Here is a 14,570-nt window from a genome sequence, read left to right as displayed (position 1 = left end):
GCGAGCGCGATGTGGCGCGGGCCATTCGGGCAGGGCGTCCGGTTCGCCGTGCCGTCCGTCGCGCTGGCGATGCTCGCCCATCTACCGTCGACCGGGCCGACGCCCGGTTTCGTGCCGATCCTCTTCATCACGGTTGGCCTGATCGCGCTCGCCACGGGCCTCGCCGCCGGCGGACGTCTGCTGCCCACCGGCAGGCGCCCGAGGCTCGACGGACCGGTGGGGTACGCGGTGGCGGTCACGACCCAGGCGGGCCTGCACGGGCTCCTCGCCATGTCCGCGTCACCGCGAACATCCCACTCGTCCCTGGCCGCCCGCCTGCTCTGCCACCCGCCCGGCACCAGTGGCACCGCTCTCGGGCGCCTGGGAAACCCGGGCGCGGAAGTTCCCGGCCGCACGGCCGGCAGCGCGGCCGGGAACTTCCGCGCCACCATCCACAGTGCCGGGTGGACGCCTGACGCACGGGGCCTGATCGTGCTGAGCGCCCACATGCTGGCCGCGGCGGGAGTGCTGTGGTGGCTGCGACACGGCAGCGCTGCGGCCCGCGCAGTCATACGTCTGCTGTCCAGCCAGCTGAGCCCACCCGTCGCGCCGGTCACGATCGCCGCATCAACCCGCGGCCGACCCGTTGGCCGCCGGCGCCCGTCCTGGCTGCCCATGGTCTGTCTGCGTTACGTCCTGGCGCGGCGCGGACCGCCGCGCCTGCCCGCCCTCGCCGCCGTGCCCGCGGCGGTCTGACCGTCGGTCACGCCACGCTCGCGCCAAACCCTCAGGCGATCTCCCACAGACCGTCGGGCGTGGGCTGTGCCTGCCGGCTCGGTCGTCCACCGGCTCGGTCGTCCACCGGCTCGGTCATTGCCATATTTGTCGTTCCCATTTTCGTGCGACGCCCACTCACCACGAGGAATTATGCAACTATCCTTTCCACTCGCGCGCCGACGCCGACTGCTGGCCGCCGTGCCGCTGACCGCGTTTGTACTCGTCGCTGCCGGCTGCTCCGCGGGTAGCGAGTCAACGGTCACCATCATGGACGACTCCGGAGCGTCCACCGGGCTGCGTGGAACAGCGGTCCCGCAGCCGATCGACAAGCCGGCCATGAACCTGACAGACACCGCCGGAGCCCCGTTCGACCTGCGCTCGCGGACGGCGGGAAAGGTCACGCTGGTGTTCTTCGGCTATACCCACTGCCCCGACGTCTGCCCGACGACGATGGCTGACATCGCAGCGGCGCTCAACGTGGTGCCGACCGCGGTACGCGCACAGGTGGCGACGGTGTTCGTCACCACCGACCCCGACCGCGACACCGGCGGCGTCCTGGGTCAATGGCTGAACCAGTTCGACCCGTCCTTCATGGGCGTCCGCGGCACCTTGACGCAGGTGCACGCGCAGGCGGACGCTCTCGGTATCCCGCTCGAGGAACCGGTCCGCCAGCCAAATGGCAGCTATACCGTTACCCATGGGACGCAAGTCATAGCATTCACCAAGAACGACAAGGCCACGGTTCTGTATCTGGCCGGAACCCAGGTCGCCGACTATGTCCATGACCTGCCGGTCCTGGTCAACACCGGAAAGACGACGTGACGCCATGAAACACGTGACCCCGTGAAATGGGAACGGACAGCGGACAGCCCTGTGGACATTCCCGGTACCGCCGCAGCCGGCTGGAGACCGCTTCAGGCGTGGGTTACCGGCCCACGGATGGCGCGGATCCTCGCGACCGTGCTGCGGTTCGGTCTGGCCGCGATCTGGCTCGCCGCCGGTATCCTCAAGATCGGTGATCCGCAGGGAATGGTGCGGTCGGTCCGGGCCTTCCGCATTCTGCCTGAATCATTCGTCCATCCGGTCGCGTACGCCGTCCCGTTTGTGGAGATCGCGCTCGGCCTGCTGCTGCTCGTGGGCCTGGCCGTGCGGGTGGGCGCTGTCGTGTCCACCCTGCTGCTCGCCACTTATATCGCAGCGATCACGGCCGCGGCAGCGCGCGGGCTGCACATCGAATGCGGCTGTTTCTCAGCCGGCGGTGACCTTACCGCGGACGCGCCCACCCACTACACCGAGGAAATCGTGCGGGACAGTCTGCTCCTCGTCGCGAGCGGCCTGTTGGTGCGCTGGCCGCACAGCGTACTGACCCTCGACCGTCTCCTCGACCGACCGTTCCAGGAGAATTGATGAACGCCACTCCAGGCAAGGACGGGCCGAAAGACGCCCCGGCCGGACGGCGGCCTGCGGGTCGTGATGAGGCCCGGCGGGAAAAGGCCGCCGCGGCCCGAGCCGCCGAGGCCGCGCATGCGCGGCGACGCCAGCGCATCATCACCGCGTCGGTTGCCGTGGCTGTGCTCGCGCTGGTCGGCGTGATCGGCTTCGCCGTCCAGAGCAGTCGGACGGTCGCCACACCCGTCGTGCTGCCGGCGAACGCGACCGGGAGCGACAACGGGATCGTCGTCGGAACGGCGAAGGCTCCGGTCACCGTCGACTTCTACGAGGACTTCCAGTGCCCCATCTGCGAGAATCTCGAAACATCGCTCGGCCCCACCGTCCAGCAACTGATTGACGCCGGAAAAATCAAAGCCGTCTATCACATGATGTCATTTCTGGGGCCGGAGTCAGTACGGGCCGCGAACGCCGCCGCAGCCGCCGCCCAGGAAAGCAGGTTCAAAGAATACCACGACGTCCTCTATGCCAATCAGCCACCCGAGAGAACCGGCGGCTTCACCAACACCACATTGACCGAACTCGGCGGCAAGGTAGGGCTGACATCCGCGGCATTCACCGACGCCGTGAACAACGGCACATACAACGGTTATGTCGCGAAGGTGGAGGATGATGCGTCCAAGCGCGGCGTGAACGGCACCCCGACCGTGTTCGTCAACGGCAGTCAGCTTGCCGCGCAGGCCCTGACGGTGGACGGCTTCACCGCCGCGGTAGCCGGTGCCGCCCGGTAACGGCAGTGCCGCCCGGTAACGGCAGTGCCGCCCGGTAACAACGCCGGCGCCCGGTAAACAACGCCGCCGGCCCGAATGCGGGGCGTCTGAGAGTCCCTGAGGGCCTCCGGGTGTGCGAAAAGAACCGCACTCACACACCCTTTGGCCCGGCAGTCCACGGCCGCACGAGGTGAGATAGCGGCTGTGGACGCCGCCCAGTGGGACCGCCGGCACGCCGGAAGCGGCCTGCGCTGGACCGCCGAGCCGAACCCGGTCGTGATCGAACAACTCGCCGGCCTGCACCCGGGCCGGGCCCTCGATCTGGCCTGCGGGGTGGGCCGCAACGCGGTCTGGCTTGCCACGCAGGGCTGGCGGGTCACGGGTCTGGACTTCTCGGATGTCGCGATCCGCAAGGCACGGGAACTGTCCCGTCGGTTCGACGTGACGCCGGACTGGATCCACGCCGACGTCCTGGGCTGGACACCGAGGCCCAGGTCCTACAACCTTGTCACTATCTGCTATCTTCACCTGCCGCCCAGCGAGCGGCGTGCGGTTCTGTGTGATGCGGTGAACGCGATCATCCCGGGTGGAACGTTGCTGCTACTCGGGCAGGACCGCGCCAGCCCGACGAGCGAACTCGGCGCACCGGTCCAGCTCGAACGCCTGCTCGACGCCGACGAACTGCTGACGGACCTGGCCGCCGGCCCGCCGCTGCGGATCAGCCGAGCCGGCCGCATACCGCGCCCGCCTGATCTCGACGGCCACAGGCACACGGCGTTTGACACGCTCGTGGTTGGGGTCCGACCCGGCCCGACGTCCATCCATCCGGCGCTCATCGAACCGATACCGGGAACGACGACCGGCGGCCAGCCCACCTCGCGGTCGCTGTCGCTGTCGGTCGGTGGGTTCGTGGTCGTCCACCGGATGCCCGATGTGGCGGAGCTGCGCCGACTGCGCACCGCCGGCGGCCTGCCCGACCCTGGGCCCGAAGCCGCGGCGGACGCCCTTGCCGGCAGTCTGGCCGGGCTGTGCGTGGAGGCCGTCGACGAACCGGGCCGCGCGGTGGGTTGCGGCCGTATCGTCGGTGACGGCCGCACCTTCCTGGTCATCATGGACGTCGCGATCGACCCCTTGGTCTTCGCCGACGCGGACGCCGACGCCGGAGTCGACCTTTCCGCATTGATCGTGAACGAGCTGCGCCGATGGGCCGCCGACCAGGTGGACCCGACTGCCTTCGTCGGGGTGGCGACGGCGGCGGGGGTCGAGCCGCTCGCCGTCCGTTCCCCGCCGGCAACGCGGCCACCCCGGCGTGCGCACGGGCATGTGCACGGGGGCGGGTTTGCGACAGGGCGGACGTCGGACTAACTTTCCGGCCATGACCGAGACTGCCGCCGCTGCTCGTCTCACCCCTGGTGACACCGCCCCGGATTTCACCCTGCCCGACGCCGAGGGCACGGATGTGTCGCTCGCCGCCTACCGGGGGCGAGCGGTGGTCGTGTACTTCTACCCGGCTGCCTCCACGCCCGGCTGTACCAAGCAGGCCTGCGACTTCCGGGACAGCCTCGTGCAGCTCAACGGCGCCGGGATCGACGTGCTGGGCATCTCCCCGGACAAGCCGGCGAAGCTGGCGAAGTTCCGTGACAACGAGGGGCTCACCTTCCCGTTGCTGTCCGACCCGGACCGGACGACGCTCACGGCCTACGGCGCCTACGGCGAGAAGACGCTGTACGGCAAGAAGACCCTCGGTGTGATCCGGTCGACCTTCGTCGTGGGCGCCGACGGAAAGATCGAGAAAGCGCTTTACAACGTCCGGGCGACCGGCCACGTCGCCAAACTCATCCGCGATCTCGGTCTGGCCGGCTGACCCCGTACCGGCACCCGCGGGAAGCCCTCACGGACCCGCCAGATGACCATACCGGCACCCGCGGACGGGCCTCTGGGCGCCCGCCGGAGGCACCCGTCAGTGGGCGCCCAGAGGCCCCTGGTCACGTGGCGGCCGGGCCGGCAGGCTGGATGTCGGAGGCCGTCAGGCGCATCGTCAGATCCTGGCCGCCTCCGACACGCCTGTCGCCGGTGACCGCGATCCACGGGCGGGTTCGCGGTCACCGGCGACAGCACACGCCCGCCGATCGCTACTGTGGTACCTACGCGGGAGTGGCGGAATGGCAGACGCAGCAGACTTAGGATCTGCCGCCTTCGGGCGTGGGGGTTCAAGTCCCCCCTCCCGCACCGGTTGATCCGACCAGCTATTTTCCAGCGTTTCCGCAGGCCACAGCCTATGTAGTCGATCAACTACCCGATCCGGTCGTGTCCGGTGGTGTCCGGTCGTCCCCGGCGGCGATCGACGGTTCACGGACCATGCGCGGCACAGAACCATCCACGGTCCGAACGGCGGCGCTGTGCCCCCGCTCGATCCCGAGAGCCGCTTCGATCCGGCAAAGCTGTGTGTCGACGCCTCCGTCTATGCACTTCGCGTACACCCGGTAGAGCACCGCCACCGAATGCCCGGCCCACTCGGCTACCTGGGTGCCCTGCACCATGCCGTTGAGCCATGTCGATACGCAGGCATGCCGCAGGTCGTACGGCGTCGCCGCGAGCGGGGAGGCGACCTGCGCTGGCTGGTGGCTGTCTGCGCGTGTGCTGGGGGACTGGCCTACACGTTGAGCGGCCGACGTTGGTTGCGCCTCTACAGAGGAGACCCGGCGACTCACGCTCGTGCCGAGTCGGCCGGGTGGCTGGTGGTCATCTCGGCCCTTGCACTGGCCGCGCTGGCGCTGCTGGTGCTGGTCGGCCACTGATGCTTGAGCTGGATGCCAACCTGCACGCACCGGCCCGGCTGAGGCTGATGACCATGCTGACCGCTGTGTCCGAAGCAGAGTTCTCGACCATTCGCGACAGCCTCGAGGTCAGCGACTCGGTGCTTTCCAAACACGTGGGCGCCCTCGCGTCGCTCGGCTACGTCAGGAGCCACAAAGGAGTTCACGGCGGTCGCCGAACCACGTGGATCTCGCTGACTGCGCCGGGTAGGGCCGCCCTGAGCGCCCACGTTGCCGCACTGCAAGAGGTCATCGCCGGGGAACATGCTGATCTGGATCGCCGCGCTAATCTTCAAGACGCAGCGGATCCGATGAGGAACCGGCTACGTGAGCTGCGGGCCGGGCGGCGCTGGAGCCAGGCGGACCTAGCCGACCGCCCCGACGTGTCCCGACAGACGGTCAACGCCATCGAAACGGGCCGCTTCGACCCGAAGCCTGCCCCTAGCGTTCAAGATCGCCGCCGTCTTCGAGGGCCGGATCGAGGACCTGTTCTTCCCCCCGAAGACACCGGCCCTGAGGCCTGATCGTCCGGGCCGCCCCACAGCTGCTCTGCACCTTCCGCCGGCCCGCGCGGCGTGTACCGCGCTCGCTCCTCATCCGGCATGACCCGCTGGAGGTTTGCCATGAAAACTCAAGGACCCATCCCCGCGCCCAGGCGATCCGGGCCGCCGCGGCGGCCATGGCGGAGCACCGCCGCGCTCGGCGCGGCCCTGACCGGTGGGGAAGACGACATACCGGCGATGATCGTCTACCTTACCCGGGTACTGAAACACCGACGATCAACGCATTCTGGGAGGAGCTCGCCTTCCTGCCGCGGGCCTGGGTGGCGGTCAGCGGAACTGGCGGAAGAAAGCGCGGACGTCGTCAACGAGCAGTTGCGGCTCCTCCATCGGCGCGAAGTGGCCACCGCTGGGCATGACGGTCCACCGCGCCAGGTTGGCGTGCTGTTCGGCGACCGCCCGCGGGAACAGCACAACGTCCTGCGGGAACACAGCGATCGCGGTGGGCGCCTCGATCGCTGGGCTGCGGGTGTGGGCAAGGGACATCGGTCGTCGGCGTGTCTCCGCATATAGCCGCACTGTGGTGTGGAACGTCTCGGTGAACCAGTACAGCGACACCGTCGTCAGCAGATCTTCCTTGGTGAAACGCCGCTCCACGTCGCCGCCGCAGTCACTCAAGTTGCGGCGACGTTCCACGATCCACGCCGCGAGCCCCGCCGGCGAATCGTTCAACGCCCAGGCCAGCGTCTGCGGATCGGCGGTGTGGACGGCGACATGGCTGCGGGCGTTCCGCAGCCGCGCCCGCATCCGTTGGTACCAGTGCTCCTCGCCCGGGCCGTAGTCCTCGGGCCGCAGATCGTCCCAGTGCAGAGTCGGGAATGAAGGCATCGACAGGTGGACACCGAGCAGGTCATCGGCATGGGCATGGCCGAGACGCCCGGTGACGATCGCACCCAGTCCCCACCCTGGGCGCAGAACGGCCCGTAGCCAAGAATCTCACGCATAAGCCGCACCCACAGCTTCGCGATATCGACCGGGTTGATGCCGGGCACGCGCAGCGGTGAGGAGAAGGTGAAACCCGGCAGCGACGGCACGACGACGTCGAAAGCGTCTGCCGGATCGCCGCCGTGCGCCGCCGGGTCGCTGAGCGGGCCGATCATCTTGTGGAAGTCCCAGAAGGTCCACGGCCAGCCGTGGGTGAGCACCAGCGGCAGCGGTGCCGGACCGCCCGGGACACCCCGACCAGGCACGTGGACGTAGTGGACGGGCACCCCGTCCAGCTCGACACGGAAATGCGGAAACGAGTTGATCTGTGCTTCCGTCTTGCGCCAGTCGAAGCCGTCCAGCCAGTAGCCGACCAGCTCGCGCAGATAGCCACCGGCCACGCCGTAGGACCAGTCCGCGTTCGCGAAGTCGTCGGCGAACCGAGTCCGGGAAATCCGCGCCTTCAGGTCGTCGACCGCCGCATCGGAAACCTCGACCGTGAATGCCTGCGGCTCGGGTGAACCCATGCCTACAACCCCTTATCGGCCTGCTGAGCCATGCTCAGGCGTCGATCTCCATTTGTTGTTCATGAGGATGAGGCATGTTCCGCCCGCATCGACGTCGAAGTGGCCAACCCGATCACGATATTCAGGAACGCCGCCGACATCGGCACTCCCTCCGCTGGCCCCCTGTTATCGGGATGGAGAGATCCTCCCACGCTAATGGGAGCATCGTCACCGGCATCTTTCGGAAACCAACGAAGACCGAAATTGGTCACACCCGATACTCGTCGCCGACGAGTATCGGTCCGGCTAGGCCAAGCTGAGCGGCGAGGTAGGCGCGCACGTGGTGTCGGCCTCCAGCCAGTAGCGTCGACGCTGGAAGGCGTAGGTGGGCAGATCCAGACGCCGGGCGCCGACGCCAGCGAAGAAGGCCCGCCAGTCGACCGCGATACCCCGCGCGTGGAGTAAGGCCAGCGCGTCGGTGGCGGCGCGGACTTCCGACCGGCTGGCTGGCAGCAGCGACACCAGCGTGGACCTGGCCGGGAGAGTGTCCGGCACGCCGGGGCTTAGCGCCACCACGGTCGTCACGTCCTGGGGAATGTTCTTGTCCTCGTGGCACGCCGATGGCTCCATCATCACCAGGGCGCACGCATCCGCCAAGGAGAGCGAGCCGGTCACGTGGGCGGCGGAGGGTTCACCGGCCGCGTATCCCACGACGATGTCCGGTGCCACTCCCCAGGACTCCAGCAGCCGGCAGAGCGCCACCTCGACCGCGAAAGCCGCCGCCCGCATGTGGGCCTGCGGCGGGTCCACCCGCTCGCCTGCCCACAGCATCTCCAGCACCGGAATCTCGAGATGCTGGTCGAGCGCCGTGCAGACCGTGTCCAGAGCCGCCGAGAAGACGGGAAATATCCGTGCCAGTTCCCGTCCTGTGCCAGGACCCCACGATCCCTGACCGGCAAAGACGAACGCGAGCCTGCCGCCCGCGGCCGTGTGGCTCGCGGTCAGGCCCTCGGCCAGCGCGGCCAGGCCCCGCAGGAACTCCGCGCGGTCACCGGCGACCAGCACCGCGCGGTACTCCAGGGCAGACCGGGTCGTCGCCAGCGAGAACCCGATGTCGGTCAGCGACAGGTCGGGGTGCTCGTTCACATGTGCGTGAAGCCGTTCCGCCTGTGCCCGCAGCGCAGCCTCGGATCGGGCCGACAGCGGCCACGGCACCACCTGACGGCCCGCGCCGCGCTCGGCGGGCACGGGCCGCTCGGCGGGCATGGGTGCCGCGTCCTGCTCAAGTATCACGTGCGCGATGGTGCCGCTGGCCCCGAAGGCGGAAACGCCCACGCGGCGGGGCCTGCCGGTCTCCGGCCAGGGCACGGGTTCGGTGAGGAGCGCCACCGCCCCTTCGGACCAGTCCACATGCGGGCTCGGTGCGTCGACGTGCAGCGTCGGGGGCAGCACGCCATGGCGCATCGCCATCACCATTTTGATCGCCCCGCCAACCCCGCCGGCCGCCTGAGTGTGCCCGATATTGGACTTCAGTGAGCCCAGCCACAGCGGCCGATCGGACGGCCGCTCCTGCCCGTACGTGGCCAGCAGGGCCTGCAACTCGATCGGATCTCCAATTGGGGTGCCGGTGCCGTGCCCTTCAACCGCGTCCACGTCGGACGGCGACAGCCCGGCGTCCGCCAGCGCCCGGCTGATCAGTCGCTCCTGCGAGATGCTGCTGGGAGCCATGAAGCCGTTGCTCGCGCCGGTCTGGTCGACGGCGCTCCCCCGCATCACCGCGAGGACCGGATGCCCGTTGCTGCGCGCGTCCGCGAGCCGTTCCACCAGCAGGACGCCAACGCCCTCAGCGAAACCGGTTCCGTCCGCGGCCGCCGCGAAGGACTTGCAGCGGCTGTCCGCCGCCAGGCCCAGTCCCTGCCGGGTGACCTCGCCCCACAGCTCTGGGGTGGAGATCACGGACACGCCGCCGGCCAGTGCGAGCGAGCACTCGCCGCGCCGCAGGGCCTGGCTCGCCAGGTGCAGCGCCACCAGCGAGGACGCACACGCGGTGTCCACCGTGATGGCGGGCCCTTCCAAGCCGAGCGTGTAGGAGACCCGCCCCGAGGCGATACTGCCCGCGCTGCCGAAGTAGGCGTAGCCGTCGATTCCCGCGGGCGGTGGCCGCAGCCGGTAGCCGTAGTCGTGGAAGATGACGCCGAAGTAGACGCCGGTGCGGCTACCCCGTACCGACAGCGGATCGATCCCCGCTCGCTCGAACGCCTCCCACGAGGTCTCCAGCAGCAGCCGCTGCTGCGGATCCGTGGCCAGAGCCTCACGCGCCGACATCTCGAAGAAGGCGGGATCGAAGTCGGCGGCGTCGTGGAGGAAACCGCCATCGGCGTACGGCAGGTCCGCGGTGTCCCAGCCGCGATCGTCGGGGAAGGCGGCGATGGCGTCGCCGCCCGCGGCGACGAACCGCCACAGCTCCTCCGGCGACCGCAGGCCACCCGGGTAGCGGCACGCCATCCCAATGATCGCGATGGGCTCGGTCAGGTCGGCGGCCAGTCGCCGCAGACGCTCGTTCTCCTTCATCGCCGCGCGCAGCGCCTCGACGAGTTTCTCGGGGGATAAAGCCACCATGACCTCCGGCGGTTCCAAGGACGTCCGACAGTTCAGGAGCCGCCGTCGAGAGCCAGCCGTACCAGTGTCTCGACGTCCATCGAGTCGAACGTGCTACCCGGCTGCTCGTCCGGGCCGGCGGACTCGGCGGGAAACAGCTGGCTCCGCAGGTGACCGGCGATCGCGGCGGGCGTCGGGAAGTCGAAGACCAGCGTCGCCCGCAGCCGTACGCCGGTCGCCGCCCTTAGCCGGTTACGGAGCTGGACCGAGGCGAGCGAGTCGAACCCGAGATCCTTGAACGCCCGGTGCGGCGCAACGGCGTCCGCGGACGTATGACCCAGGGCCGCGGCCGCGGTGGCGCACACGGTCTCCAGCAGTTCCCGGTCCCGTTCCGGGCCGGTCAACCCGGCCAGCCGTTCGGCAAGCGTCCGGATGTCACCAGCCGCGTCCACCACCCGGCGGATCGGAGTGCGGATCAGGAGGCGCAGCAACGGCGGCACGACCCCGGTCGCGCGCAGCGCCCGCAGGTCCAGGCGCATCGGCAGCAGCACGGGCCGGTCTACCGCGAGCGCGGCGTCGAACAGTGCCAACCCGTCCGCGGCGGACATCGGCCGCAGGCCGTTGCCCGTCATCCGCCGCTCCAGGTCGGCCTGGTCCAGATGCCCGGTCATGCCGCTGCGCTGGGCCCAGTAGCCCCAGCCGAGAGATACCGCCGGCAGCCCCGCGGCCCGACGGCGGTGGGCCAACGCGTTCAGGAACGTGTTGGCGGCCGCGTAGTTGGCCTGGCCCGGGCTGCCGAAGGGGGCCACGAACGACGAGAACAATACAAAGGCGGCCAGGTTCCGGTCGAGGGTGAGTTCATGGAGGTGCAACGCCGCGTCCACCTTGGGCCGCAGCACGGCGTCGACCCGCGCCGGCGTCAGAGAGCTGAGGATCCCGTCGTCGAGTACACCCGCGGCGTGCACGACCGCCGTCAGTCGGTGCCCGGCGGGTATCGAAGCCAGCAGGGCGGACAGGGCGGCGCGGTCGGCGATGTCGCAGGCGGCCACCGTCACCTGGGCGCCCAGCGCCGTCAGTTCGGCCTCGAGGTCCGTGGCACCGGCGGCCTGACGGCCGCTCCGGCTGGCCAGCAACAGATGCCGGACGCCGTGCTCGGCGACCAGGTGCTGGGCGACCAACCCGCCCAGGGTGCCGGTGGCGCCTGTGATCAGCACGGTGCCGTCCGGATCCCACTCGGCGGGATCGACGGCCGGGATCGCCGCCCGGGTGAGCCGTTGTCCCAGGACCACGCCCGCCCGGATGACGAGCCGAGGCTCGCCGCAGGCGACCGCCGCGGGCAATGCCCGATACGACGCCTCATCGCCGTCGAGGTCCACGAGTGTGAACCGGTCCGGATTCTCCGACTGGGCGGACGCGATCAGCCCCCACACCGGGGCGTTCACCAGGTCCGGCACGTCGTCGTGCGCTTCCGCGGGCACCGCGCCCCGGGTGACTACGACCAGCCGGGCGGAAGCGAACCGATCGTCGGCCAGCCAGGACTGGGCCAGCCCGAGCACTCGATGCAGAGCCGTGCGCACGGCCGCCGGCGATTCGTCAGTTGGGTTCGGGACGCAGGTCACCACCACCGCCTCGGTGCCCTCACCAGCGGCCTCGGTCAGCTCCGGGCACGCACGGGCGTGGATGCCGGCCCGGTCCAGCGCCGTGCGCAGTCCGAGGGGATCCGGTCCCGCCACCACCCACCCCCGCGGGCCGGGCTCCGGTACGGCCGCAGCCCGGCCCGGCTCTGGTACGGCCGGAGCCACGAGCGGAACCCAGTCCAGGGCGAACAACGCGTCGGCCACCGCGTCGTGGCGCGCGTGCAGCCGGCCCGCCGCCAGTGGACGCAGGGCCACCGATGCGATGGCCGCCACCGGTGCGCCCGTGTGGTCGGCCAGCTCAACCGACACCGTGTCCCTGTCCCTGTCCGGGTCCGTGTCCGTTTCCGCCGGGGCGATCCGCATCCGCACAGTGGTGGCCCCGGTGGCGGACAGGCGGATGTCGCGGAACGCCGTGGGCACCACGGGGATCGCGCTGCCCCCCGAGATCATCCGATCCCACAGGATCAGGTGCAGGCCCGCGTCGAGCAGCGCGGGATGCAGGCGGAACCCGTCAGCCCCGCTCCCGGAATCGAGGACGACCTCGGCGAAGAGCTCCGCTCCCCGCCGCCAGGCTTTCGCCAGCCGCTGGCAGGCCGGTCCGTAGCGGTACCCGTGACCGAGCAGATCCTCATACAGCCGGTCGACGTCCACCGGTGACGCATTCGGCGGCGGCCAGGTGTGGAGCTCGAACGCCGCCGCGGGCGGCCGGTCGGCCAGCGTCGCGGTGGCATGGCAGGTCCACGCCGCCTCCGCGGGCGCCTCCTCGGGCCGGGCGTGCACCGTGAGCGGGCGGCGTCCCGAAGCGTCCGGTGCATTGATCCGGACCTGGATCTGAACGCGGCCGGAGTCCGCCACGACCAGGGGCTCGGCCAGGGTGAGCTCGTCCAGCACCGTGCAACCGACTTCGTCACCCGCCCGGATCGCCAGGTCCACCAGGACCGCCGCGGGCAGCAGCCGGAGCCCGGCCACGGCCTGGCTGTCCAACCAGGGGTGGGCCGCCGGGGCGATCCGCCCGGTGAACAGGTGGCCGTCACCGTCGGCGAGCCGAACGCCCGCGCTCAGCACCGGATGCCCCAGCGCGTCCTGGCCCGCCGCGGCCAGATCGGCGGGCTGGGAGGCCGCCGTGGTGTCCGGCCAGTACCGCTGGTGCTGGAAGGCGTAGGTGGGCAGCGCGGCCGGGAGGGCGTCCAGATCCGTGAAGGCCGGCCGCCAGTCGACGGCGACGCCGTGGACGTGAACCTCGGCGAGGGAGGTCAACAGGCGGTCGGGACCGCCCTGCCCGCGCCGCAGCGTGCCCACGACCAGGGCGTCCCCGCCGGTGTCGTCCAGCGTCTCCTGGATCCCAAACCCTGCTACCGGGTGCGGGCTCACCTCGACGAACACGCCGATTCCGGCGACCAGCAACGCGCGGGTGGCCCGCTCGAACAGCACCGGCTCGCGGGTGTTGGCGTACCAGTACTCGGCGTCCATGCCGGTGGTGTCCAGCAACTCTCCGGTGACCGTCGAGTAGAAGGGGATCCGCGCGCGGGCGGCCGTGACCGAGCGCAGGAGGTCCATCAGCTCCGCACGGATACCGTCCACCTGAGCACAGTGGGTGGCGACCGATGACGCCAGGGTCCGGGCCCGGACACCGTCGGCGGTCAGCTCCGCGACCAGCTCATCCAGCGCCACGGCGTCACCGGCGACGGTGACCAGGCGGGGACCGTTGACCCCGCCGATGCTGAGCCGGTCACCCCACCGCGCCAGCCGTACGGACATCTCCAAGGGCGGCAGGGCGACCGACGCCAGCGCGCCACGGCCCAGCATCCGTTCGACTAAGAGCCTGCTGCGCAGGGCGATGATGCGGGCCGCGTCATCAATGGAGATCGCCCCGGCCACGTGGGCGGCGGCGATCTCACCCTGGCTGTTGCCGACCACCGCGGCGGGTGTCACCCCGTACGCACGCCAGACCGCGGCGAGGGACACCATCATCGCCAGCAGCGCCGGCTGGATCACGTCGATGCGTTCCAGCGACGGTGACCCGTCCGCGCCGCTGATCACGTCGAGCAGCGACCAGTCGAGGTACGGTTCGAACGCCTTGGCGCACGTCGTCATCTGCTCGTGGAACGCCGGACACCCCTTCATCAGGTCACGGCCCATCCCGGCCCACTGCGCACCCTGACCGGGGAATACGAACGCCACCTCGGAAGCGCGACCCCCAAGGCCGCGCACGGTGTTCGCGACACTCTCCCCCGTAGCCAGCGCCGCCAGCCCGTCACGCAGTTCCGCGTGGTCGGCACCGACTACGACGGCACGATGCTCGAACGTGGCACGGGTGGTGACCGACGCCAGGCCCAGGTCGGCGGGGGTCGCCCCGGGGTGTTCGTCCAGGTGAGACCGCAGCCGCTGCGCTTGAGTGCGCAGTGCCTCCTCGTTTTTGGCCGACACGAGCAGCGGTACGGCCCGAGGGTGTGTCCGGGGCTCCGGCGGCGTACCACCCGCCGTCCATTCGGCCGCAGGCGCAGCCCGCTCGGCCACGGGCGCTCGCTGCTCGGCCACGGGCGCGTCCCGGAGGATCACATGAGCGTTCGTGCCGCTGATACCGAACGCGGAGACCCTCCTCGGGGTGGAGCCG

General features: G+C 70.2%; 12 protein-coding genes, 1 tRNA gene and 1 pseudogene. 9 read left to right on the top strand and 5 right to left on the bottom strand.

Features of this window, described 5'->3' with window-relative positions:
• Positions 1-9 precede the first annotated feature (9 nt).
• From U9983_RS05675 to U9983_RS05645, 7 genes are all read left to right on the top strand, one after another.
• Positions 10-735: a hypothetical protein gene (locus U9983_RS05675; protein WP_322753006.1), complete on the top strand. Its 726-nt coding sequence runs from the start codon at positions 10-12 to the stop codon at positions 733-735.
• Between the two features lie 171 nt (positions 736-906).
• Positions 907-1,578 carry an SCO family protein gene (locus U9983_RS05670; RefSeq protein WP_322753005.1) on the top strand — a complete coding sequence of 224 codons (672 nt, stop codon included), beginning with the start codon at positions 907-909 and terminating at the stop codon, positions 1,576-1,578.
• A 51-nt stretch (positions 1,579-1,629) separates the two neighbouring features.
• Entirely contained in the window at positions 1,630-2,163 is a 534-nt protein-coding gene (locus U9983_RS05665; protein ID WP_322753004.1) for a MauE/DoxX family redox-associated membrane protein, read from the top strand.
• A complete protein-coding gene (locus U9983_RS05660) occupies positions 2,163-2,936 on the top strand; it encodes a DsbA family protein (protein WP_322753003.1) in 774 nt (257 codons plus the stop codon). Before U9983_RS05665 ends, U9983_RS05660 begins: the two co-directional genes overlap by 1 nt.
• Before the next feature lie 183 nt (positions 2,937-3,119).
• Positions 3,120-4,280 carry a class I SAM-dependent methyltransferase gene (locus U9983_RS05655; RefSeq protein ID WP_322753002.1) on the top strand — a complete coding sequence of 387 codons (1,161 nt, stop codon included), beginning with the start codon at positions 3,120-3,122 and terminating at the stop codon, positions 4,278-4,280.
• Between the two features lie 10 nt (positions 4,281-4,290).
• Positions 4,291-4,779: a thioredoxin-dependent thiol peroxidase gene (gene bcp, locus U9983_RS05650; protein WP_322753001.1), complete on the top strand. Its 489-nt coding sequence runs from the start codon at positions 4,291-4,293 to the stop codon at positions 4,777-4,779.
• 284 nt (positions 4,780-5,063) lie between these two features.
• Positions 5,064-5,144 (top strand) — tRNA-Leu (locus U9983_RS05645).
• 59 nt (positions 5,145-5,203) lie between these two features.
• Here U9983_RS05645 and U9983_RS05640 read toward each other — a convergent pair.
• Positions 5,204-5,533, bottom strand: a pseudogene (locus U9983_RS05640) (integrase); the annotation flags it as partial.
• On the opposite strand from U9983_RS05640, the gene U9983_RS05635 reads away from it, so the two are divergent.
• Together U9983_RS05635 and U9983_RS27735 are read left to right on the top strand one after the other, a co-directional pair.
• The gene (locus U9983_RS05635; RefSeq protein ID WP_322752999.1) at positions 5,483-5,713 is read left to right on the top strand and encodes a hypothetical protein; all 231 of its coding nucleotides are present in this window, start codon (positions 5,483-5,485) and stop codon (positions 5,711-5,713) included. The pseudogene U9983_RS05640 and the gene U9983_RS05635 overlap by 51 nt on opposite strands.
• Complete coding sequence (locus tag U9983_RS27735) at positions 5,713-6,255, top strand: transcriptional regulator (RefSeq protein ID WP_416211286.1); 543 nt, start codon at positions 5,713-5,715, stop codon at positions 6,253-6,255. Before U9983_RS05635 ends, U9983_RS27735 begins: the two co-directional genes overlap by 1 nt.
• 306 nt (positions 6,256-6,561) lie before the next feature.
• On the opposite strand, the gene U9983_RS05620 is transcribed toward U9983_RS27735, so the two are convergent.
• From U9983_RS05620 to U9983_RS05605, 4 genes are all read right to left on the bottom strand, one after another.
• Positions 6,562-6,963 carry an alpha/beta hydrolase gene (locus U9983_RS05620; RefSeq protein WP_322752998.1) on the bottom strand — a complete coding sequence of 134 codons (402 nt, stop codon included), beginning with the start codon at positions 6,961-6,963 and terminating at the stop codon, positions 6,562-6,564.
• Entirely contained in the window at positions 6,960-7,742 is a 783-nt protein-coding gene (locus tag U9983_RS05615; RefSeq protein WP_322752997.1) for an epoxide hydrolase, read from the bottom strand. The genes U9983_RS05620 and U9983_RS05615 overlap by 4 nt, the downstream gene beginning before the upstream one ends.
• 285 nt (positions 7,743-8,027) lie before the next feature.
• Positions 8,028-10,340, bottom strand: coding sequence for a type I polyketide synthase (locus U9983_RS05610; protein ID WP_322752996.1), 2,313 nt, complete (start codon positions 10,338-10,340; stop codon positions 8,028-8,030).
• Between the two features lie 32 nt (positions 10,341-10,372).
• Positions 10,373-14,570 (bottom strand): type I polyketide synthase (locus U9983_RS05605; RefSeq protein WP_322752995.1); only part of this gene is annotated, 4,198 nt, incomplete at its 5' end.

The sequence above is a fragment of the Protofrankia sp. Cas3 genome (assembly GCF_963555955.1).
GTDB lineage: Bacteria > Actinomycetota > Actinomycetes > Frankiales > Frankiaceae > Protofrankia.
This window is presented reverse-complemented; position numbering and strand designations above follow the sequence as displayed.

What these genes read in the sequence shown, in the direction of transcription:
- U9983_RS05675 (WP_322753006.1), top strand. Translation starts at nt 10, where the DNA reads ATGTGGCGCGGGCCATTCGGGCAGGGCGTCCGGTTCGCCGTGCCGTCC.
- U9983_RS05670 (WP_322753005.1), top strand. Translation starts at nt 907, where the DNA reads ATGCAACTATCCTTTCCACTCGCGCGCCGACGCCGACTGCTGGCCGCC.
- U9983_RS05660 (WP_322753003.1), top strand. Translation starts at nt 2,163, where the DNA reads ATGAACGCCACTCCAGGCAAGGACGGGCCGAAAGACGCCCCGGCCGGA.
- bcp (WP_322753001.1), top strand. Translation starts at nt 4,291, where the DNA reads ATGACCGAGACTGCCGCCGCTGCTCGTCTCACCCCTGGTGACACCGCC.
- U9983_RS05635 (WP_322752999.1), top strand. Translation starts at nt 5,483, where the DNA reads ATGCCGCAGGTCGTACGGCGTCGCCGCGAGCGGGGAGGCGACCTGCGC.
- U9983_RS27735 (WP_416211286.1), top strand. Translation starts at nt 5,713, where the DNA reads ATGCTTGAGCTGGATGCCAACCTGCACGCACCGGCCCGGCTGAGGCTG.
- U9983_RS05615 (WP_322752997.1), bottom strand. Translation starts at nt 7,742, where the DNA reads ATGGGTTCACCCGAGCCGCAGGCATTCACGGTCGAGGTTTCCGATGCG.
- U9983_RS05610 (WP_322752996.1), bottom strand. Translation starts at nt 10,340, where the DNA reads ATGGTGGCTTTATCCCCCGAGAAACTCGTCGAGGCGCTGCGCGCGGCG.